The sequence below is a fragment of the Collinsella aerofaciens genome, from assembly GCF_964243765.1.
Lineage (GTDB): Bacteria > Actinomycetota > Coriobacteriia > Coriobacteriales > Coriobacteriaceae > Collinsella > Collinsella aerofaciens_BU.
In genome coordinates this window covers 71,303-92,857 of the sequence record NZ_CAXTGI010000002.1, presented here as the reverse complement: position 1 = coordinate 92,857, position 21,555 = coordinate 71,303, and the positions used below count along the sequence as shown (strand labels likewise).

Annotated in this window: 16 protein-coding genes; 3 read left to right on the top strand and 13 right to left on the bottom strand. The window is 52.4% G+C overall.

Annotated elements, in window-relative coordinates:
- Nucleotides 1–3: 3 nt before the first annotated feature.
- The 5 genes from ACESSC_RS01885 to ACESSC_RS01865 all read right to left on the bottom strand — a co-directional run bounded on the left by ACESSC_RS01885 (nucleotide 4) and on the right by ACESSC_RS01865 (nucleotide 4,361).
- The gene (locus tag ACESSC_RS01885) at nucleotides 4–1,062 is read right to left on the bottom strand and encodes a glycosyltransferase family 2 protein (protein ID WP_373161009.1); all 1,059 of its coding nucleotides are present in this window, start codon (nucleotides 1,060–1,062) and stop codon (nucleotides 4–6) included.
- Nucleotides 1,063–1,070: 8 nt separating this feature from the next.
- Nucleotides 1,071–2,180 carry a glycosyltransferase family 2 protein gene (locus ACESSC_RS01880; protein ID WP_373161008.1) on the bottom strand — a complete coding sequence of 370 codons (1,110 nt, stop codon included), beginning with the start codon at nucleotides 2,178–2,180 and terminating at the stop codon, nucleotides 1,071–1,073.
- A 1-nt stretch (nucleotide 2,181) separates the two neighbouring features.
- Nucleotides 2,182–2,937, bottom strand: coding sequence for an ABC transporter ATP-binding protein (locus tag ACESSC_RS01875; RefSeq protein ID WP_373161007.1), 756 nt, complete (start codon nucleotides 2,935–2,937; stop codon nucleotides 2,182–2,184).
- A gap of 9 nt (nucleotides 2,938–2,946) precedes the next feature.
- Nucleotides 2,947–3,759: an ABC transporter permease gene (locus ACESSC_RS01870; protein WP_117736701.1), complete on the bottom strand. Its 813-nt coding sequence runs from the start codon at nucleotides 3,757–3,759 to the stop codon at nucleotides 2,947–2,949.
- A gap of 134 nt (nucleotides 3,760–3,893) precedes the next feature.
- The gene (locus ACESSC_RS01865) at nucleotides 3,894–4,361 is read right to left on the bottom strand and encodes a sugar nucleotide-binding protein (RefSeq protein ID WP_233504180.1); all 468 of its coding nucleotides are present in this window, start codon (nucleotides 4,359–4,361) and stop codon (nucleotides 3,894–3,896) included.
- A 279-nt stretch (nucleotides 4,362–4,640) separates the two neighbouring features.
- Between ACESSC_RS01865 and tagD the strand changes: the two genes are divergently transcribed.
- Together tagD and ACESSC_RS01855 are read left to right on the top strand one after the other, a co-directional pair.
- The gene (gene tagD, locus ACESSC_RS01860) at nucleotides 4,641–5,192 is read left to right on the top strand and encodes a glycerol-3-phosphate cytidylyltransferase (RefSeq protein ID WP_117736702.1); all 552 of its coding nucleotides are present in this window, start codon (nucleotides 4,641–4,643) and stop codon (nucleotides 5,190–5,192) included.
- A gap of 3 nt (nucleotides 5,193–5,195) precedes the next feature.
- Entirely contained in the window at nucleotides 5,196–6,326 is a 1,131-nt protein-coding gene (locus tag ACESSC_RS01855) for a LicD family protein (RefSeq protein ID WP_373161006.1), read from the top strand.
- A 133-nt stretch (nucleotides 6,327–6,459) separates the two neighbouring features.
- On the opposite strand, the gene ACESSC_RS01850 is transcribed toward ACESSC_RS01855, so the two are convergent.
- The 6 genes from ACESSC_RS01850 to ACESSC_RS01825 all read right to left on the bottom strand — a co-directional run bounded on the left by ACESSC_RS01850 (nucleotide 6,460) and on the right by ACESSC_RS01825 (nucleotide 15,137).
- Nucleotides 6,460–7,680, bottom strand: a complete 1,221-nt coding sequence (locus ACESSC_RS01850; RefSeq protein WP_117736704.1) for a glycosyltransferase family 2 protein — start codon at nucleotides 7,678–7,680, stop codon at nucleotides 6,460–6,462.
- An 18-nt stretch (nucleotides 7,681–7,698) separates the two neighbouring features.
- Entirely contained in the window at nucleotides 7,699–8,769 is a 1,071-nt protein-coding gene (locus tag ACESSC_RS01845) for a glycosyltransferase family 2 protein (RefSeq protein WP_373161004.1), read from the bottom strand.
- Nucleotides 8,770–9,034: 265 nt separating this feature from the next.
- Nucleotides 9,035–10,054 carry a dTDP-glucose 4,6-dehydratase gene (gene rfbB / locus ACESSC_RS01840; protein ID WP_117736706.1) on the bottom strand — a complete coding sequence of 340 codons (1,020 nt, stop codon included), beginning with the start codon at nucleotides 10,052–10,054 and terminating at the stop codon, nucleotides 9,035–9,037.
- A gap of 66 nt (nucleotides 10,055–10,120) precedes the next feature.
- Nucleotides 10,121–12,265: a hypothetical protein gene (locus ACESSC_RS01835; protein WP_373161003.1), complete on the bottom strand. Its 2,145-nt coding sequence runs from the start codon at nucleotides 12,263–12,265 to the stop codon at nucleotides 10,121–10,123.
- 18 nt (nucleotides 12,266–12,283) lie between these two features.
- Entirely contained in the window at nucleotides 12,284–13,306 is a 1,023-nt protein-coding gene (locus ACESSC_RS01830) for an acyltransferase family protein (RefSeq protein ID WP_117736708.1), read from the bottom strand.
- A gap of 1 nt (nucleotide 13,307) precedes the next feature.
- Entirely contained in the window at nucleotides 13,308–15,137 is a 1,830-nt protein-coding gene (locus ACESSC_RS01825) for a DUF6020 family protein (RefSeq protein WP_373161001.1), read from the bottom strand.
- Between the two features lie 222 nt (nucleotides 15,138–15,359).
- Here ACESSC_RS01825 and ACESSC_RS01820 point away from each other — a divergent pair, with 222 nt between their 5' ends.
- Nucleotides 15,360–16,313, top strand: coding sequence for a glycosyltransferase family 2 protein (locus tag ACESSC_RS01820; protein WP_233504181.1), 954 nt, complete (start codon nucleotides 15,360–15,362; stop codon nucleotides 16,311–16,313).
- Nucleotides 16,314–16,500: 187 nt separating this feature from the next.
- Here ACESSC_RS01820 and ACESSC_RS01815 read toward each other — a convergent pair whose 3' ends face one another.
- Together ACESSC_RS01815 and ACESSC_RS01810 are read right to left on the bottom strand one after the other, a co-directional pair.
- Nucleotides 16,501–17,433: an RICIN domain-containing protein gene (locus tag ACESSC_RS01815; protein ID WP_147330831.1), complete on the bottom strand. Its 933-nt coding sequence runs from the start codon at nucleotides 17,431–17,433 to the stop codon at nucleotides 16,501–16,503.
- A 48-nt stretch (nucleotides 17,434–17,481) separates the two neighbouring features.
- A complete protein-coding gene (locus ACESSC_RS01810) occupies nucleotides 17,482–21,474 on the bottom strand; it encodes an RICIN domain-containing protein (protein WP_373160999.1) in 3,993 nt (1,330 codons plus the stop codon).
- Nucleotides 21,475–21,555 lie beyond the last annotated feature (81 nt).

Here is a 21,555-nt window from a genome sequence, read left to right as displayed (position 1 = left end):
GTGCTAGTGACGGCGCTTGGAGACCAAGCGCTTGATGGAGTTGTACGAGAAGCTCAAGCGGTTGAGGAGCGTGGCCATACGGTATCGCTGCTCGCCGCGCGCCCACTGGTCTATGTCCGCACACCTCAACTCGCGTCGGAACGCCTTGGCGCGCGCACGCCCACGGCTGCGATCCTCATCGAACAGCAACGCAATGTTGTAGTGCGTGTCCACGATGAGGTGGACCTTCTCGCGCACGTAGTAGACGGACTCATCCGAAAGCCTCTCCCCGCTCGCGGCGCATACCTCGCCATGCTCGCAGCGCTCAAGGTAGTCCAGGAGCTCCATGACCACACGGTCGTGATCGTCCCAGCGGCGCACGTAGTTCGCCTGGCTCACAGACTGGTTCTCGTTGCCCACCAGGTACTGATACACCTCAATATCGAGGTAGCAGATGGTGGAGGCGGGCACACTTGCCTTGACCACGTACTCGTAGTCCTCGTAGAAGGTGTGCTCGAGCAGATGGATGCCGATACCACGCAGGTAGTCCGTACGAGCGGTAAGCGTGTGGATCATGATCTGGAACACGGTGTCGCCGTTGGTGAGAACGCTGGAGAAGTCGAGCGCACGACCCGTGACGACGCCCTTGGCGAGCGGGAACAGACGCCCCTCGCCAGAAGCCATGTCGATCTCGCGCTTCTTGTCTACCACAAGGTCGCAATCGAGGTCGGCAAGACGCTCGAGCAGCTCGGCCATACCATCCGCGTTCACCCAGTCGTCGCCGTCCACCACGCGGAAATAGCGCCCGCGCGCCTCGGCCAGGCCGGCGTTCACGGCCGAACCGTGGCCTCCGTTCTTCTTGGAGATGACGCGGATAACGCCATGGCTGCGCGCAGCGAACTCCTCCGCAAGCGCACGGGTGCCGTCGGTGGAGCCATCGTCCACAACGATAACCTCGAGATTGCCCACGAAGCGCGGGTCGAGGTAGGACTCGAGGCCACGGGCGAGGTAGGACTCAACGTTGTACGCGGGAACGGCGATGGTGAGCTGTGGCGCAGATGCGTCGAACGTGTTCTTAGGCACGAGGGCTCCTAACGGGAGAACGTGGCTTTACGGTACGCGAGGCCGGCGCGCGACCTCACGAGGTGGATGATGCGACCGACGGCGCACCACACCAGGGCGCTGCGCGTCTTGAGGAGGCCCACGACCACACGGGCTGCCCCGCCCCGAGGGCGCGCACTCAGGACAAGCGCACCAAAGAGATCGTCGTCCATGACGCTGCGGCAGAAGGCCACGCGGCCCGCATAGTTTAGCCCCGCGCGCGCATCGCAGTTGCGCTCGAGCGCGGACAAGATGTAGCGCGCATAGCGAGCCCCGAGACGGGAGCGGACATCGGCGGAATCGAGGCCCCACGACACCTGCTGGCGGTATACATCGTCGATGCGGCGGCGATGCACCTCGTAGTACTCGGGCACGAATTTGGCCGTCAGGTTGGCGGCCACGCGCTTCTCGTAGCGGTACAAGGGACGCGCAACGAGCGCAAGGTTCTCAACGCGGTTAAAGACCGCAACGTTAAAGACGATGTCCTCGATGAGGGGAACGGTCTCAAACGCGATGCCGTCCAGCACCTCCGCACGGTAGACCTTGTTCCACGCATAGCCCAGAAGCGTGCGGTCCTCGAGGTCGAGAACCTGCGCGTGCGCATCGGAGCCCGAAAAAGCCCCGTCGAGCGCCGGCACGATGTCGTGCGCACCGTATACGGAACCGTCCGCATCGAAGAGCTCCTCGGTAAGTCCGAACACCACGACGTCGGTCCTGGCCTCCGCATCGGCCTGGGAACGGATCTTCTCGGCACAGCGCTCGAGCAGGTCGGGAGCGTACGCATCATCCGGATCGGGCATCCAAACGTAGCGTCCGCGGGCGGCGGAGATGCCGGTGTTGCGAGCATCGGCGAGACCATGGTTAACTTTATGACGCACGAGGCGAATGCGCGGATCCTCGGCGGCAGCATACTCGACGAGCTCCGCGACGTTATCGGGAGAAGCGTCGTCCACGCAGATGAGCTCCCAGTCCGCACACGTTTGAGCACGGACGCACGCTATGGCATCGGGCAGGTAAGCCGCCACGCCATAGCAGGGCATGATAATGGAAAAGAAGGGGCGGCGCTCGCTCGCGGCCGCCTCGTCGCACGCGCCGGACATATTAGTCGAACTGCGCCTTGTAAGCCGCGCAGACCTCGTCCACCGGGCCGATCATGCGCTCGTGGCCCTTCTCGATCCACACCGCGGAGGTGCAGATGCGCTCCACCTGCTCGATGGAGTGGCTCACGAACAGCACGGTCACATTGCCCGAGTCGATAAAGCTCTGGATGCGACGCTCGCACTTCTGCTGGAAAAACACGTCACCCACGGAGAGCGTCTCGTCGACGATGAGGATATCGGGCTCCACGACAGTGGCGATGGCGAACGCGATGCGCGCAACCATACCGGATGAGTAGTTCTTCATGGGCATGTCGAGAAAGTCGCGCAGCTCGGCGAAGTCCACGATCTCGTTCAGATGCTCCTCCATGAACTGCTTGGAGTAACCCAAAAGCGCACCGTTGAGGAAGATGTTCTCACGCGCCGTGAGCTCAAGATCGAAACCAGCGCCCAGCTCGATGAGGGGCGCGATGTTGCCACGAACCGTCACGGTGCCCTTCGTGGGTTCGAGCACGCCGGCGATAATCTTGAGCATGGTGGACTTACCGGAACCGTTGGTTCCCACCAGGCCGATGACCTCGCCCTTCTTAACCTTGAAGCTCACGTGCTCCAGAGCATGGAATTCCTTGAAGAACAACTCGTGGCGCACGAGCTTGATGAAGTACTCCTTGAGGGAGTTGAGCTGCTCGCTGGCCATGTTGAAGACCATCGTGACATCGTCGACCTCGATGGCGTATTCGGTGTTGGTAGCGTCTGCCATGGTGCCGCCTTAGACGTAGAGAATGAACTTGTGCTCGGTCTTCTTGAACACGAAGATACCGATGATGAGCGCGATGATGGCCCACGCGATGCACATGAGGAGCACCGTGGGCGTGGGGTTCTGCTGCCACAGGAAGATGTCACGCATGAACTCGAGGTAGTTGTACATGGGGTTAATCTTCACCAGCATGATGATCCAGTGCGGGGCGCCCTTGTCGATAAGCAAGGAGAGGTCCCAGAAGATGGGCGTGAGGTAGGTCCACGCGATGATGACGACGCTCCACAGATGGATGATGTCGCGGAAGAAGACGGAGAGCGCGCCGATGGCCATGCCCACGCCGATGCAAAAGAGCATCAGCAAGAACAGGCACAGGGGCAGCCAGATGAAGTGCCACGTGGGCATAACCTGAAAGAACAGCATGACGATAGCCACGGCGATGAGCGAGAAAGCGAAGTTTACGAGCGCGAACAAGACCTTCTGCACCGGGAAGATGTACCGGTTGACCTTTACCTTCTTGAGCAGGGGCGCGGCGTTGATGATACTCGTAAGTGCCGCGTTGGTGGAGTCGCTCATGAGCGAGAACGTGACGTTGCCCACGATGAGGTAGAGCGGGAAGTTAGGGACGTTGCTGCCAAACATGTAAGAAAACACGATGGACATGACGATCATCATGAGCAACGGGTTGAGAACGCTCCACAACACGCCGAGGAAACTACGGCGGTATTTGAGCTTGAAGTCCTTGGTGACGAGCTGCTCGAGGATGAGCAAGTCCTTCTTATACGGACGCGGGGCTTTTTCGGTTGCGAGAGTCTGTGAGGACACCGACGACGCCTCCCTATTGATTGCACGTTAGCGGCAGATGCCGCCCTTGCCGAACAACGTATGATAACACAGGGGCGCTTGCGCGATTTCTCACCTCGACGAGCTGCATACAATCAGGAGAGTCGGTTGCGCGCTTATGGACAGGCGGCGCTGGCGTAGCAGTCGGCGGTCGACACCGGCACGACCTTCCCGCCGTTGCCGTTAGCGGCCTCGAAGACAGCGCGGGCGATGTCGGACCAGCTCCTCACGGCGCCCGAGCCGGTGCAGCCGTAGGTGCCGTAGGGGGCCTTCGCGTCCAGCACGTGGAAGATGGCCGCGGCCATGTCGCGCGTGAAGGTCAGGCGGCCCAGATTGTCGTCCGCGACCGTAATCTGGGTAAGTTTATTCTCCGGGTCGGCGACGCGGTCGGACAGACCCTTCATGGTTTTGACGAAGTTGTGTCCCTCACCGATGACCCAACTGGAGCGCATGATGTAGTAGCGCGGGCAGCCGGCCACGGCGATGTCACCCGCTCTCTTGTTCTGGCCGTAGACGAACAGCGGGCTAAAGGGCTCCCCATCGTCGTGCGCCTCGGCCGTGCCGTCGAACACCAGCAGTCTCATGAACCGGTACCGTCAGCCAAACATCTAGCACATTGGAGACCCTCCCCTTATCTCCAGCCAGACAGCGCCGGCTACGATTCCACTCGCGATCGCACCCGGCGCACCCCGCCGCAAAATCGAATCGATTGAACAAGACGCCATGCACCCGTTGCCGGCACCGCGAGACAAGCTGAAAACCGCATAACGGCACGCAGTGTTTACGTCGATATCCATAGGGGCGTAAACCGTTGATTAAGCTAATATAAACTGCAAGTCAACAGGGCGCGGGAAGTGCAAGGAATGAATGGGACTGAAATAAACACCGAGATACGAATCGAGCCGCAAGCTGAAGCTCACAGGCATCCTCCGATTCACGAAATATCAGAAGAACCCCACAGCGTTACAATCACAAGATCGGGTATTTTGCATCAGCAAGCCAACCAGCGAGGGAAATCGGGGCTCCGTCGAGTTCTTACCTATGGTACTTTCGACCTCTTGCATTATGGTCATATTCGCTTGCTTCAACAGGCGGCTGCCCTTGGAGACTACCTCGTTGTTGCCCTTTCCACCGACGAATTCAACGCACTAAAGGGAAAGAAAAGCTTCTATTCGTATAATGTGCGAAAGGAAATGCTCGAAGCGATACGCTACGTTGACCTTGTAATCCCTGAAAATAGCTGGGAACAAAAAGCAACAGACGTAGAGACCTTTCAGATTGATACAGTCTGCATGGGAAGTGACTGGGAAAACGATCCGCGTTTTGAATCGCTGAGGGATATCTGCCAGGTTCAATACCTAAATCGAACGCCCGGTATTTCTACCAGCGACATTAAGACGAGTCTTAAAGGATAAGCAGTGAACATTCTTGATCTACTCCCATCGACACGGCGCGCAGTGCGAAACACGAGGGATTCAATAGAATCACTCAAAGACTCGATCGAATCCCTCAGGGATTCGATCGAGTCTTTGAAATGCGAAACAACGGCCCAATATGACCGCGTTTTTTCTAGAACCGAACAAGCAGACATCGGCATTAACGGACATCTTACCTGTGAATTCGAACGGCTTGAAAAGGCGATTAAAGCCCACGATTCGAAGACCGTCATCATGCTATGGGAACTCTACAGGAAAGACGGAGAGCTGCCAGAAGATGCTCGAAAACGTTTCTTCAAAAGCATTCCGCCCGCCACAGGCCCATTACGGCTACATCAACTAGGCTGCGCACAATTATTGTCAGAATTCAATGAGCTCTGTAAAGCACACAATCTTGACTACTGGATTGCTTTTGGAACTCTCCTGGGCGCTGTCAGACACGGAGGTTTCATTCCATGGGACGATGATACAGACCTCGGGATGACTCGAGCAGATATTAAAAAATTGGTAGAAATAGTTGAGGACGATTCACGCTACTCAGTTTCCGTCGTTTACGATGCATTTGCCTTCTGCCGACAGATTCGCTTCAAATACTCCAACGAGAATATTCCCTGTTTCCTTGACCTTTTTCTCTTTGACAAGGTCAGCGACGTCACACATGCAACGTTTGAGAAGCAGGCTGCCCTGAGAGGCGAAATGATCGAACATTTCATCTCTCAGGATTGGTATCAAGAGTGGCAAGCAGCGGGGTATGTTTCCGAAAATTCAATATTAGGAGAAAAGGCCGCAGCCATCTTTGATGCCTATTTAAACCAAGCGGAAGATGATGGAATCATCTCCGCCAACGGCAGTGGGCTCATTTGGGGAATCGACAATCTGACCGATCTCAATGGATATGATTGGATATGCTCGAAAGGCGACGTTCTTCCAACTCAACGCATCGCGTTTGAAGGTGCGCCATGTGAAGCACCGGCAAATATTGAAAAGTTATTAACTGAAGTGTATGGGAACATCTACTCATTACCTGACGATATCTCAACGCACTTTGCTCACGTCGATTTAACTGACAGCAATTTGGAATCTCTTCATCTTGAGAATCCAGATACCGTTTAGCCAATGAAATACCCGTCTTTCTCATAGGACAACAAACGAGCTAGAAGAAACACGGAGGCTCCGTCAGATCCTGACGGAGCCTCCGATTGCCGCAGCCTCACAGCCAAAGAGATACGGCCTGGTACCTGATACGCTACTTCTCCGACTCAACATTCCCTAGCTCAATACGTAGAAGCTCGATAGAGTTCAGAAGCGCGACGCTTTCCTTCTGGACAAATTCTGATTCAAGATGACGTAGCGCGACAGTCCGAGACGACGGAGGAAAAATCCGACCCGCCATCTGGCGCATCTTAAGAACAGCGCCCAATGAAGCGAGCCTCTCTCGACCCCGTCGCAAAAAGTCAATGGGATTATTCCTAAGAGTTCCAAGATAGAACATCATCTTTCGACGTGGTCCAAATAGGCGACGTCGATCGATTAGTATCGCACGAGCCATCGCACCGTACTCTCTATCATGGAGGAGCGCTTTTAATTGAACGTCCGAAAAGTACGTCTCCAAGATCGACTTTAGAAAATTGGCGAGCATTGTCCTATCCTGAACAGGAGCTGTCATGACATCCATGAACACAAACTCACCAATTAAACTGAGCAATTGAGATCCAAAGCGCTCAGCATTCCCAGACTGTTTCCAATCCGAGCATATACGATCCGAGATTCGTAGATGGTCATATATCCTCAAGACCTTATCGTCATTTCTGGTTGCCATAAGGGAATCGGCTCGATTCACCCGATAGTCATACAGTTTGTCAGACAGAAACACGGTTTTCCGAGACCGAGGATAAGCCATGTAATGAAATAACTTGTCCTCTCCAAACCGAAGTTCCTCATCAAACCACAGTCGCTCTTCAATTAGAAATTCGCGACGACAAGCCGTTCTCCAAGCGAACGGCTCAGCAGCCTCGAGAGCAAAAAGAGACGGATCGAATGACGCATACATTGTGTCGCGAGGAGAAAGTACTTTATCCAGCCACCAATTAGAAAGGAATTGAGGATACACGCGCCCACCGAACGTAATCAAATCAGCATGCGTGGAATCAAAGGCGTCAGTTATACGCTTTGCAGCCGTCTTGTCCAAGAAGTCGTCAGAATCAACAAAGCAAACAATGTCACCCGTGGCACAGCGAATACCAGCGTTGCGCGCGGAAGACAGCCCCCCGTTCTCTTTACTGATGATTCGCATTCTAGGTTCGACCTTCGAATACATCTCCAGAATGTTCGAAGATCTATCGGTTGACCCATCATCGACACAGATTATTTCGATATCCCTAAATGTCTGGTTTCGAATAGAATCAAGGCAGACAGGGAGATACCGTTCAACGTTATAGACGGGAACAATGATACTCAGCTTGGTCATTCACTTCTCCGGAATTAGTTAGTGGGTCAATCGGAACAAAGCCAATCGAATTGCAGACAGCAATCCCCCCGCCCGCATCAACCTAACAAAGCGCTCTTTTCGAGTACGTGAGCCATCCGAAGACCGAAGCACTCCATACAACTTGGAATCGTGAAGCAGAAGAATTAGATTAAGCCGCTTGGAGGGCTCGAAAATGTTGAGATCACTATAGCCTTGCTGTAGATCAGAATTCACATCCTCAACCATCCGAGGAACAAATTGCTCTCGAAGCTCAAGAGACAGCCGGTCATAGTTCCACTCATAGCTATCGAAGCGCATTTTTGCTAGGACGGATCGCAGATATATCCTGGCCTGACAATGCGAATCGAGGTATCGATGCATCTCCTCGTATTCGTCGCAGACGCAGAAAACCTTGCCAGGAGAATTGACCGAGGACTTTTCATTATCCTGGCGATAGTGTAGGAAGGCCTCATTAAGCAAGACCGCGTTATCGCACGAAGCCCATACCTTGAAGTTAAAGCCAGCATCTTGATACGAAGCGCCCGGCGAAGGCAGGAACGAAATATCGTTCTTCTCCAAGAAATCCCTTCGATAGATAGCCGACCATATCGATGGCTTTCGATAAAACACCTCTCGCTCCACTTGGGGGTTCACATGGCCTTCAAGAAGCGCATCGACCCAGCCGAACTTCTCATTGCGCTCTTCGGGAAGAGACCAGTACAGATAAAAGTCGCACTTAACCACCTGGGCGTCGCATTGCTTGGCTGCTCGATACATTGTTTCCAATGCACCTGAGTCCAAGAAATCGTCCGACTCAAGAATGCCGACGTACTCACCGGTGCACATCGAGAGACCCTTGTTCATGGAGTCGCCATAGCCAGAATTAGGCTTGTCAAGAACTCGGAAGCGAGGATCGGCTTCGACATATTCATTGATGATATCGAGGGAGCTATCCGTCGACCCATCGTTTATGCATATAATCTCGATGTTCGAAAGTGATTGTTCGCGAGCCGACTCAAGGCACTGGCGAAGATACTTTTCGACATTACAAATTGGAACCAACAATGAGACTGCAGGGGCTTCAGCCATTCAAACGACCATCCTTTAATCTGAACCAACGTATTTATGTTAGCAGGAATATAAGCACTCAGCGCCACTTCTCGCATTTCAAGTGCCGCGCATAAGCGACCTTCGCAACAATAACATCGATATCTTATCGAAGCCCCGGCCCGTGCGCGGTGAGCTTCCCCGGGGGTCATCCCCAGGTCCGCAAGGGCGCGCACGGGCCGAGAAGGCGTCTCTCGTACTCGGGCACCGCGAGTGGTTCGCAACGGCGCCCTCAATCAGTGGTAACTTACTGGCCCTGGGCCTTGTAGCGTGCCTCGGTAGCGGCCTTGACGGGCTCCCACCAGGCGCGGTTCTCGGTGTACCAGGCGATGGTCTGGTCGAGCCCCTCGGAGAAGTCCGTGTGCTTGGGCTCCCAGCCCAGCTCGCGGCGGAGCTTGGTGGAGTCGATGGCGTAGCGGCGGTCGTGGCCGGGGCGGTCGCGCACCCAGTCGAAGTCGTCGGCCGGCTTTCCCAAGCGCGTGAGTATCGCGCGCAGCACGTCGATGTTGGAGCGCTCGCCGTCGGCGCCGATGAGGTAGGTCTCCCCCATCTCGCCCTTGGTGAGGATGGTCCACACGGCGCTCGAGTGGTCGTCGGTGTGGATCCAGTCGCGCACGTTGCGGCCGTCGCCGTAGAGCTTGGGGCGCACGCCGTCCAGGATGTTGGTGATCTGGCGCGGGATGAACTTCTCCACGTGCTGGTAGGGGCCGTAGTTGTTGGAGCAGTTGGAGATGGTCGCCCTCACGCCGAAGGTGCGGTGCCAGGCGCGCACCAGGTGGTCGGAGGCCGCCTTGGTGGAGCTGTAGGGGGAGCTGGGGCGGTAGGGCGTCTCCTCGGTGAAGCGCGCGGGGTCGTCCAAGGCCAGGTCGCCGTAGACCTCGTCGGTGGAGACGTGGTGGTAGCGCACGCCGAACTTGCGCGCGGCCTGCAGCAGGCAGAAGGTGCCCTCCACGTTGGTGCGCAGGAACGGCGTGGGGTCGTCGATGGAGTTGTCGTTGTGGCTCTCGGCGGCGTAGTGGACGATCGCGTCGTGGCCGGGGACGAGCTCGTCCAGCAGCGCGGCATCGCAGATGTCACCCACCACGAGCTCCACGCGGTCGGCGGGCAGCCCGGCGATGTTCTCGGGGTTGCCGGCGTAGGTCAGCTTGTCCAGGACGGCGACGCGCACGTCGGGGTGGTTGTTCACGACGTAGTGCACGAAGTTGCTGCCGATGAAGCCGCAGCCGCCCGTGACGATGATGTTGGTGGGTTCGAAGTTCTCGGACAAGGTACGCCTTTCCCTATCGCCCGAGCTTATAACGAGACTTAGACTTTCCTTGTTTGCGAAATGAAATCAAACAAGACATAGCATCTGAGCCACACCATAGAACACGGACGGACATGTGCTCACCAGAGCGCCATAACGATCGGGAGACAACAAGATCCAAAACCCCAAGAGGATTGTCAGTCCGATAAGTGCAACCGTAATCCTAAAAATCACACCTTTACCTTCCACAAAACCAGGAGTCTGAAGCAGCACTCCAAACACAAGCAAAATCAATAACCATGAGAAGTCACTGAAGTATCGCATTGTAATACTCGCAATCTGGAAATCCGCAAAAAGGATTACCGATGCGACAATGAGCGAAAAGATGATGGCAGCCTTCTGACTCTGCTTACTCTTGGAGAACACGGGCGGAATGCAAGCAAGGCCCACGAGCAAGAACGGAGCGATGGGCAGCAATCCTCCAAGATAAGGCTCATAAAACCAATAGCCCTGGAAATCAACAGCCATGTCTACACCGAAAACATACGGGTACCGTGCGCAAATACTCAAAGGCTGAACCAAATACTGGAACAAAGCGGGAAGGGACCGCGATAGGTCAATTCCTCGCGAAGTCATATCGCTACCAGTCAGGTTGTATGCGGCACCAAAATCAAAGACCGATCCAAACCTCATGCCGTTATACAGCATGACGGGAATTGCAACGAGAATAAATGGCGCAATTACCGACACCGTGTTGCCAACGCCCTTTTTTGAGAAAAACAGACGTTCCCGAAATATCGCATTCCAAAAAATCGGGAAGGCAAGCAAAGAGACCAGCACGTATTGGGGCCGGCAGCCCAATGACAGGGCAATCAGAAATGAACCAAGGATGAGGTAGCTCTTCTTGAAGCCCCCGTGGTCTCCATCCAAACGCTCCACAGATATCCAACACGACAAGCCCAAGAACACAACAATTAAGCCAGATAAAATAGGGACAGAATAAATCTGTGGGAGAAAAACAAGGTGCAGCAGTCCACTCGCAACAAAAAATGACACTGAAGAAAGTGCGAACAGACCAAGGGAGACATCTTGTCGATAGCGCTTTGCCAAGCAATACAGCAACGCATTGAAAGCGCAAATGAAGATCACCCCCAAAGCGAGAACGACTTGATCCGTTCTAAGATCACGGCCAGTTAACAACTTGAAGGGAACAAACGCAACCAATGCCGGAAGCGCACCGAAATACGAGTAGTAATGCCCGTTATAAAAAGCATAGTCGAGGTAGTAATACTCACCAGCCTGAGATAATTCCTGAGCTCGAGCTGAAGTATCGTACGGGTTTTCCATATCAGAGAGAACGGCGGACACGGGAAGGTCTAAGGAAACCTTGCCCGACAAAAACGCATCCGCAAGATGATTGTATTGATTGAAGTCAAATGCAACCGGCCCGCTAATTGTTGGACCGTTAGCTGGATTGTCAACAACCCCAGACAATCGGCTGACAACAACAGATCCCGCCATCTCAACGGTCATTAACGCGACAATGCATCCGATAACAACAGGGCGAATTGGAAACAATCTAGTCCTGTAAAGACTAGATGAGGGTCGGAAAGCAAGGAGCGCACAAGCCAATAATGCAACAATCCCAAATCGGATGAGCTCGAAGCAAAACGGCCTCATGGCATTAATAGACGCGCCTCGAAAATCAAAGCTGAACCCCGATTCTTCTTGAATAAGCACCCGCATCTTATGTGAAACCCCAGAAAGATGCAGGCGAAGGTATTTCGAGCTTTCCATACCGCCGCAGTAATTGTAAGAAGGAAGTTCAAAGAAAGATGAGTTCGCTTCGTCAGTAGCAAGAACCTTTATTGCTAAATAAGGGCCAGTCGACGTTCTCCATGACGAAGATGTCCAGCCTGGAACAGCGATATCAAGGTAAAGATTCTCGACACGACATCCATCGGCATCGAATTCAATATAGGCGGTTTCGGGATCTACGACCTTAATCGTCCTGTCATCCTGAATCTCCAATCCAGGACCAAGGCTCCAATCCACTTCTTTCGCGTTCCCAAATAGCAAAGATTCCCAGAACGGGAAATTGAATACGAGAATCTCCAAGGCCATTGCAATCATAAGTGAAATAGCAAAATACCGAAGAATCTTCTGCAAAATGCTGGAACCATCGTGGCTAACAGGCTCAATGTTATTTCTCGCGCACTCTATAGGAGTCATCAAGTTCTCCAAACTAAACTATGCGGACTTCGCACGTCTGGCCGGATAAAACAAACCAGACAGGAAAGGCGGCAAACAATAAACCACGCCAGCGAACAGCCCCGTGCACGCAACCTGCATCAACACCATAAGAACCCATGCATGCGGAATCTGAGACATGATCTCCCAAATCAGATCCCACCGAATCACATCTAACTCAACGAGATGCATGCAGAAAAAGGCAAGAGAGTTCTTTCCCACGAACTTTAACATGCTGGACAAGACGGGAATTTTAGAAATGTATACCTCAGAAAACTTTAGGAGGCAGATGGAGCCACACACTCCACCAATAACATCCATTGCCCCTGCAGCATACGTGTTGGAAACCATGTACAGAACACCATGGTATCTAGCGCAATACAACCAAATACAGAAGGAAAAGCCCCATAGAATTGGAGACATGCCACCCCGCCTCAAAAGAGACGATTCCTTGATCTTGAACCCAATATATAAGAACAGAACGGCGCACATTGCGGGCTGAACAGCCAAGGGCAACCAGATGGAGTCCGCAGAACCAATGCCAACGATAAAGAGGGCGAGGCATACCAAGGCTGGATAGTCAGTCTTCAACGCCGCATTTAGCAACAACCGCGACCAGAATAACGCAAGTAGAAACCAAATAGCCCCAATAGCCATTACCCCTTCTGGCATAGAGTCAAGAACAGCCCCGGATCCGTATAAAGCCGCCACGGTCCAGGAGCGGACAGTTTCGACAACTAGCCCACCGTCAAATATGGTTCTAAATACCATTAAAACAATCAGGATGAGGCTTGTCCCCAGATATGGAACTAGCAACCCACTCACACTCTTCCGAAGCAGGGCTCTCTCGTCTTCCTGCTGTTTAAAAAAGTAGCCGCTCACAATAAAGAACAGCGGCATGTGAAAGGAGTAGCACGCTTTTACAACGCCTTGGGGCACACCGGCAAAGCTGCAGTGCCCAACGACAACTGCAATCAAAGCGACCGCCTTCGCGATATCAAAAGAGGTAAGTCGTTTCGCCATATCATTCACCAACGTTCTCGCTCAAACCAGGATCAACCATTCTAAAAATTAATTTCGCTTCCGCATCGGCGACTTCATCATCATGACCGCTCTTCCCAGAATTCGCCATCCCGAGAACCCAAGGCAGCGCCAACAACAACGGCGTAGCGTATACCGGGGTTGCCATGTAACGAGGTAACGCAATTGGACCTGCGAGCAGAGACAAGTACACAGCAATAACCGGCGCAAAAGAGAGGAGGACCTCCAGAGGAGATCGCTCAGTCGTCATTCTTGCTCTAGACATGCAGTAGCAGAGCACGATTATTGGAATATACAAGGCATGCGTAACCTTATGAAATAGCAGTGGAACCAGCTCGGCGATCTTGAGGTAAAGGTTATCAAAAATGTCGGAAATTCGAGCAACTACCGGAATACGGAACGAGCCGGCGAACAAAGAATCCATATCGCTCGCGGAAGCCGAACCGCCAGAATAAGACTGGATAGCCCCCACTAGCCCCGGATCCCCGGTAGCGGCCGACGCAAGGTTATCTCGATAGAAAATGAAGCTCTCATCACCCTCGGTAACCCCATCTGGATAGAACAGGGGAAGCATTGTTGCCAGAGCACCATCGAGAAATGTCTTCGGATGCTTGAGCGCCGTCCTGAAATACCAACTTAGAAATTCAATCTTTGTCTCAGTGGTCGACGACCCTTTCCAGTACATCTTCGTTGCATCAGCACGCGCAGGCTGATACACAGTCCCAAGTACTTCGGGTGAAGCATAAACGCCTTCAAGAACCCGCCAGTCATCCTGCGTCACTTCGTCCGAATATCTAGACAGGTAATACCCCACCTGCTGCGATGGAATCGACATCATCTCAGCAGAGCTGCCTTTCACAACGCCCCAAGCAGGCAGTGCGATGTTAGTCCAAACAAAAAACAGGCACACCACGGAAACCGTGAGCAGAAGAAGCCGAGCCTTATTAGCCCGACAGATAAGAATCAGGGGCACCAGAGAAAGCGCGAGCAAATATATTCCGGTCTTTTTCGTAAGCACAATAAGACCCAAGAGCAAAAACCCACCAGCAACCACACGAAAGTTCTTAAGCACTTCCCCCTTTGTGCGAACGGTCTCAAAGTAGAACAGAAGGAAAAGAACCCAAACCGCAGCAAATAACGTGTCCTTCGCCATTGTTTGTGCAAACATTGGGAAAAACGGGAGAAGAGACACGAGTGCAACAATACCCCTCCGCAAAATACTGTGTACTTCCAGCCATCTAAAATAACAAAAACAGACAGCAAACGAAATCGCAGTGAGCACAGCCTGCGACACAGAATACGCCAAGAGCGAGAAGGCATGACTGCCAAAAACATCCCCGATAGACCAAAAAAGGCCAAACAAGACAGTGTCAAACCAAGGATGGTGATCGCTTGTCAAAGCGAGGCCTCGGGTCTGGAGGAGCTGCCAAAACGTATCCGGATCTATATTTCCAGGAAAACGAATGAGCATGACCGGGAGCCAGCATGCCAGCACAATTAAAGAGTAACGAAGCAAGTTTGCTTTAAGTACACAAGAAAACGAAGAGCGACCGCGAACCTCGTCCTCATCCAGAGATTTTCCTGAGTGAGCGTCGACCCAAGTAAAGACGCAAACGATCAAGACATATAGAGCAAGGACGAGCAAGGACATCACGATAATGCAAAAGACGATAGAGCCGACACCCTGAATCAAGGACTCATTTAAATATACGGAATGATAGACCTGAAGCCCGACAACAAAGCAAACTGCAATCAGAAACGCTGCAACCAACGCAGCAACATCGATTTCGCGAATGCGCTCCTTAAAAAACATAAGCCTCCACATGCATATAGAACTTCTTGATGTCATACACAGTCGCATCCGACGATCAGCCCTTTCATTCATTATGACGAAGTCTCCAGAATTATAATCCAGCTCGGATTCACATCATCATGGAACAAGACCGAGAGGCGTGACGTAATTGCGCAGATAGCATGCAAGGCGAAATAACGGTATATTCTTAAGCAGGTTTGTTCCACTCTGAAAGGTACCTCCTTGACTATCTCTATCGACGCATCACGCGTTGCCGTCATCATCCCCTGTTATAACGAAGCCGTCACTATCGCTAAGGTAGTAGCCGACTTCCGCTCCGCATTGCCAGGCGCACCCATCTACGTCTACGACAACAACTCAAGCGATGAAACCGCAAAACTTGCGAAGGAATCGGGCGCAATCGTTCGCCACGAACCCAGGCAAGGCAAGGGCAACGTCGTGAGGCAGATGTTCCGCGATATTGACGCAGATTGCTACCTCATGGTCGATGGGGATGACACCTATCCGGCGGAAGCTGCCGCAGCGCTCGCCGCCCCAATCCTCTCTGGTGAAGCGGATATGACCGTGGGCGATCGACTCTCTAACGGTACCTACGCAGAGCAGAACAAACGCGCCTTTCATGGCTTTGGTAACGACCTCGTCCGCACAATGATTCGCTGGATCTATGGTTATTCCTTCGACGATGTCATGACCGGCTACCGGGCCATGTCTCGCCCCTTCGTAAAGACTTTCCCAGTCCTCTCCGAAGGCTTTCAGATTGAGACGGAACTCTCCATTCATGCGGTCGATCGACGCTGGAGGATTGCCGACGTCCCCATCGATTATCGCGACCGCCCAGAAGGTTCGGAGTCCAAGCTCGATACCGTTGGAGATGGTGTAAAAGTTGTGTGTGCCATCGCCAGCCTATTTAAGAACTATCGTCCTCTCAAGTTTTTCAGCCTTATCGCATTGGTACTCGCTCTCGTTGGCCTGATTCTCGGCCTTCCAGTCATTGGAGAATTCTTCGCAACCGGTCTTGTTCCACGGCTCCCCACTGCAGTGCTTGCGGTAGCCTTCATGTTCCTGTGCGGGCTCTCGCTTGCTACCGGCCTCATCCTTGACAACGTCGCCAAAACTGAGCGAAAAGAATGGGAGCTTCAGGTCTACCGAGTATTCCAAGAGGGCAGAAAAAATTAACCGTTCAATTAAGAATAGGAAAAGGCCTGAAACCAGATGGTTTCAGGCCTTTTCATTTACCCCTCTACACAAACGAACGCGCAACAGCCAGGATGGATACCACTTGCTGACATACCAATCTCTCCTAAGCTTGCGGATATATGATAATTGGAGACGTAGCCAATTACATTGGCGTTCAAATAACAGGCTAGTTGCCCAAATACTGATTTGCCTTCGCAACAAGCCAATTGACGTCTGTTCCGGCGGGGCAACTTGTTGATGAATACCACTTATGTATCCCAACGTTATCCCCCATCGTCAAATGTCTCCAACCCTTAGATCTTGCAAGTGCAGCCATGAGCTGTGCACTTGTATCAAGGGTAGCATACGAAGGCGGATTTGCCGTAGTTCCCACATGCTCGATAGACACCGAGCGTTTATTCCACTCCCAGTCGCCAACGGCCCAAGCCGTGTCATTGAGACCGACATACTGGTGAATCTGCCCTGGTGCCACGCCATAATGAGCCGAGGCTTCGCGTGTACCCCAAAAAGTATTATCAATCTGGGAAAGCGCTGTGCACTCAGAGATGTGAATCACAATCACGCTCCAGTCTTCGCCGTAGCGAGACGACGAATAATGGGCACAACCCTTCCATTGAACTCCAGTTAAAGCAGGAGGAATATAGGTAGCCTTTTCAAAGGCAAAACGCTGATTGGCGGTACCATTATCTTCAGAAAGGGCAAGCGCGCCGCCAGAAGAAGCCAAGACAAGTCCACTGGTCGACCGAATCGTATAGCCCTCTCCTCTGTTGTAAACCAAATTCCATTTTTGAGCGTTGCCTTCGTTACGGGTCCAAATTTGGACACCATTACCAGCCGACTGATTGCCGCCCTTGATATCGAGAGGCTTGCAGGATTTAGCGCTAGATATCTCATATGTTCCATCGGAATTCTTGCGAACATCCCAAATCTGAGCCGCCGTTCCGTTCGAACCATAAAATCCAACTGACGTTCCGGTAGCCGTTGATCCACCAGACACATCGAATACATACGACCGGTTCGCCATAAGCTGGATGGTATATGACCCCTCAGAAAGAACCCCGACGCTCTTTACGTTAAATCGAACACCGGGCAGCTCCAACGAATCAACCACGCCCAATGTCGAGGAAGAGCCCGAAACACAGAGATACTAACCTGTAGCTGCATTTTGCAACGCAACCTTGCCGCCAGACAGCGCACTGTGCCACCGCTGAGAATCGGCGCCGCTTGATGTCTGCTGGACAAGCTTCCCGTCATCAGCAAGGGAGAGAACCTTCGCAGAGCCGATGCACTCAATCTCAAACGTGTTGTCCAACCCTGCCACTTTGCTTACATACCATTTTTGCGCAAGCGTATCGTTCGATGTATATAGCTGGACCGGAGCGCCGTCCTCCACGGATCCGCCAGCAACATCCAAGACTTTCGAGGCCGTGGCCGACTCAAAGGAAAAAGCACCTTCACTCAAAAACTCTGTAACCTGATGAAGCGTAAACTTTTGAGCAGCGCTTCCATTGGGGAGATATGCGTCCAAATTCGCCTGAACACTGTCAGAAGCTCCAACAATATCCAAAAACAGGCCAGTCGCCTTATTAATAAAAGAGAGCGTCCCATCGCCGTTGTCGACTACAGAAAACAACTGATTAGCATTGGCCGAATCACATTCCCACTGTTGGACATTAGTGCCCGGAACGAGCTTGCCGCCATCCACGTCAAGCGCTTTTTGAGACTTTACATTACGGATTACATAGTAACCGTCGTGATATTCAAAGCTAAACAGCTGAGCAAGCGTACCGTTGCTACTGTAAAGCTGGACATTTGCCCCACTGGAGCTTGAACCACCGGCAATATCAAGGACCTTACCGGTGGAATTGCAGGCGGGACTCAGAGTGAAATACCCAGCAGGAAGAATATCCTCGCATTTAGCAACTGATGGAGAAGTACTAAACAACGCAAAGTGCGAATTGTTATCATTGACGCTCAACTCAACATTTACACCATTGGACGCACCGCCTCCCTTGGATCCAAGATAGAATCCGGGCCTAAGAGCACTCTCAATGAGATATGAGCCATCGGATTGCTTGGAAACAATCCACTTTTGAGCAAACGTGCCGTTGGAACCATACTGAGCAACATTCGTACCAGACGAGGCGTTTCCGCCGGCGACATCAATCACCTTATTGGAGCCAACGTTCGTAAACGTAACATAGCCCTTATCGTCATGGGAAACGATCCAACGCTGAGCATTGCTCATATTCGACGTGTGCAACTGGATGTTGGCACTGTTATCTTTTGACCCACCAGAAACATCCAGTACAAAGGAATAGTTCCTGCTCGAGCTGACAATATACTCGCCATCCGGCAAATCAGACATATGAGCCGCAGCATCAGCATCCTGTTCGGAGCGCAAACATTTAAAGTCGGATGGTGCAAATGCAACCGATAGCTCGCGCGCATCGCCTCTGGAAACCGTTACAAGCTTGCCAGAATCACTTACACCCAAAGCACAACCCGTTGCAGCGTTAACGATACGATATAAGCCGTTACCCGCATCTTCGACAGCCCAATCATAAATCTGCGACGAGGGCGACGGACTCCCTTGCTTAACCGCGGCCCCAGGAACAATATCCCCATCCTGAGCATATAGGTAGCGATAGGATTTCGCAGACTTTATAGCATAAAGGCCCGCTTCATCATCAAATTCAAAGCCAAACGACTGCGCAATAGTACCATTAGCGCTATACAGCTGAATGGCAGCTCCGCTATCCACGTTGCCGCCAGGTACATCAAATACGCGACCATCAGAAGCCGTTACAACAGCAGACTGAGAATCGATTGTCTGAGCCTTAGAAACTTCTCCGGCCGTATACAGACGGAATCGCTGCGCAGCGGTACCGTTATCGTCATAAACCTGGACATTCGCTCCATTTGCAGTGGAGCCTCCGGCAAGGTCCAAGACAAAGCCAGTCCTAATCGCAGAGCAAATCTTGAAAGAGCCGTCACCGCAATCGACAAGGATCCATTTCTGAGCCCAAGAGCCATTGGACGCGTACTGCTGAACATTGGCACCTGCTTTTTTGCTGCCGGCAAAAACATCTAAGACTTTTCCCGACTTCACATTCGTAATGGTCACATAACCATTCTTGTCATAGGAAAACGTCCAACGCTGAGCCTTAGTTGCGTTAGATGCATATAGCTGAAGATTGGAACCGGAATTTATAGATCCGCCGGCAATATCGATTACCTGACGCTCAGAGACAGAGCCGATGGCATATTCAACGCCCTCATTTACAAGACCCTTGCCCGAAGCAGCGAGATCATTGAGCTCCTGGCGAATAGTGCGCGCTGGCGCAAGCGTCCATTTCTGTGCATCAGATCCGTTGTACGTATAAATCTGAAGCGCAGACCCACTCACGCCATTACCGCCCGGAACGTCAATGGCTTTACCGGATTTCGAATTTATGAACGAGTATTCGCCATTACCGCAATCAACAATGGACCAATGCTGCGCGCAAGTGCCGTTGGATGAATACTGGGAAACTGCTCCACCATTGGAGACAGATCCGCCTTGAGCCTCAAAGGGCTTGTCAGAGTTAACGTTTACGATTTCGTACAAGCCATTGCCAACCTGTTTAAACGTAAACATCTGAGCCTGACTATTATTGGCGTTATAGATCTGTAGCCGCGCTCGGTTATCAGATGAACCGCCGTAGATATCCATGACAAGCTGCGGATCGAGAACGCTCTTTATGGCAAAAGCTGTGTCAGTTTTTATGGACGACGTCGATGCGAATGTAAAACGCTGCGCGGTCGATTTATTCGGAGCCCAGATGCGGACCGAAGCACCATCTGCCGTGCTACCTCCACTCAAATCGAGCACCCAATTACCCAAAGCTGACTGAATGTAGAATCCGTTATCGGCAGTACGAACGTGCCACAGTTGATGGTCGTCCTGGGCATATGACGCCTGAACAACTAGGGAACCACTCCGGGCGTTTCTATCCGCTACGGAGAGATACTGACTAGTTGCTTCATTCTTGATTCGATACGCCCCCGAGCCAGCCGACTCAATGATGAAACGCTGATTAGCCGTTCCCTGAGCCCCATGCAAAGAAAGTCTTCCATCTTCGCAAACGGTAACGCTCGAGGAATCTTTTGCAATCGAATCAATGTAATAAGTTCCATCAGCAAGAGCAAAATCAGGCAGATTGAGCACATTGACAAAATCGGCAGAGGAAAAAGCGCTCATATCGACAGTGTTAGCGGTAATACCATTAAGGCGCTCCGAAGATGTGTACTGCCACCCATACTGGCCAGCACAGCTAAATGAGGTCTTGAGTTTAGGGCCGTACTCCGCAATCCAAGAAACACGGGGGCGCACACTTGCAGCTTTTAGATAGGTATCCGTATACCAGCGGCCGGAATAAATAGAGACGTTGTTAATGCCAAAACCAGACAGCGTATTAAAAAACGCATTCACAATGCCCTCATATGCCGAGGCACTATTAGGAGATATTGGATTACCGTTGCCGTCATAGAACGACTCAAGATCGTAAAAGATCGGCAACGACAAATCGTACAGGCCGTATTTACTTACAATCTGCTGGGTAAAGTACGCCTCGCTGGTAGCGTCATTCGAATTCTGGGCGGTACTAAAGATATACAGACCGAACGGGATCCCCAGGCGACGGACCTCGCTCAGGTTGCGCTCAAACTGCTTGTCGAAATGACTCGTTGAATGCGCAAAACGCAAAATGACAGCATCCACGCCTGAGTTTTTAACCTTATTCCAATCAATCGTTCCCTGCCATTCCGAGACGTCGATAACCTTAAGGGCAGGAGATGCAAACACCTCGTCGAAGCCGTTATAGAACGTTTTAGATGCGTTAGAACCGCCCCAATACGGGGAGCCATTAGCCGAGCGAGCATCGAGTGCCGCGGCAAGCGGCTCACCTTCCATCGAGCTACCGGCGGTATGGGTGCCAAGGTCATCGTCGGGATGTGCCTCGCCATAGGCAAGACGCTCCTCTAAAGAAGCGTCGACGGGAAGCGAGGAGTCATCGGCAAAAACAGGGGTTGCCCCCAGCCCGCAAAGCAGACCGAAGGCGACCAACAAAGATGATGCAACATATGTAATCTTGCGCATTTTAATCAACCAAAACCCAAGCTAACAAAGAGCGATATTGCGATACCAGCCCCAAAGCGGCGTATACGTTGTCCCATAATA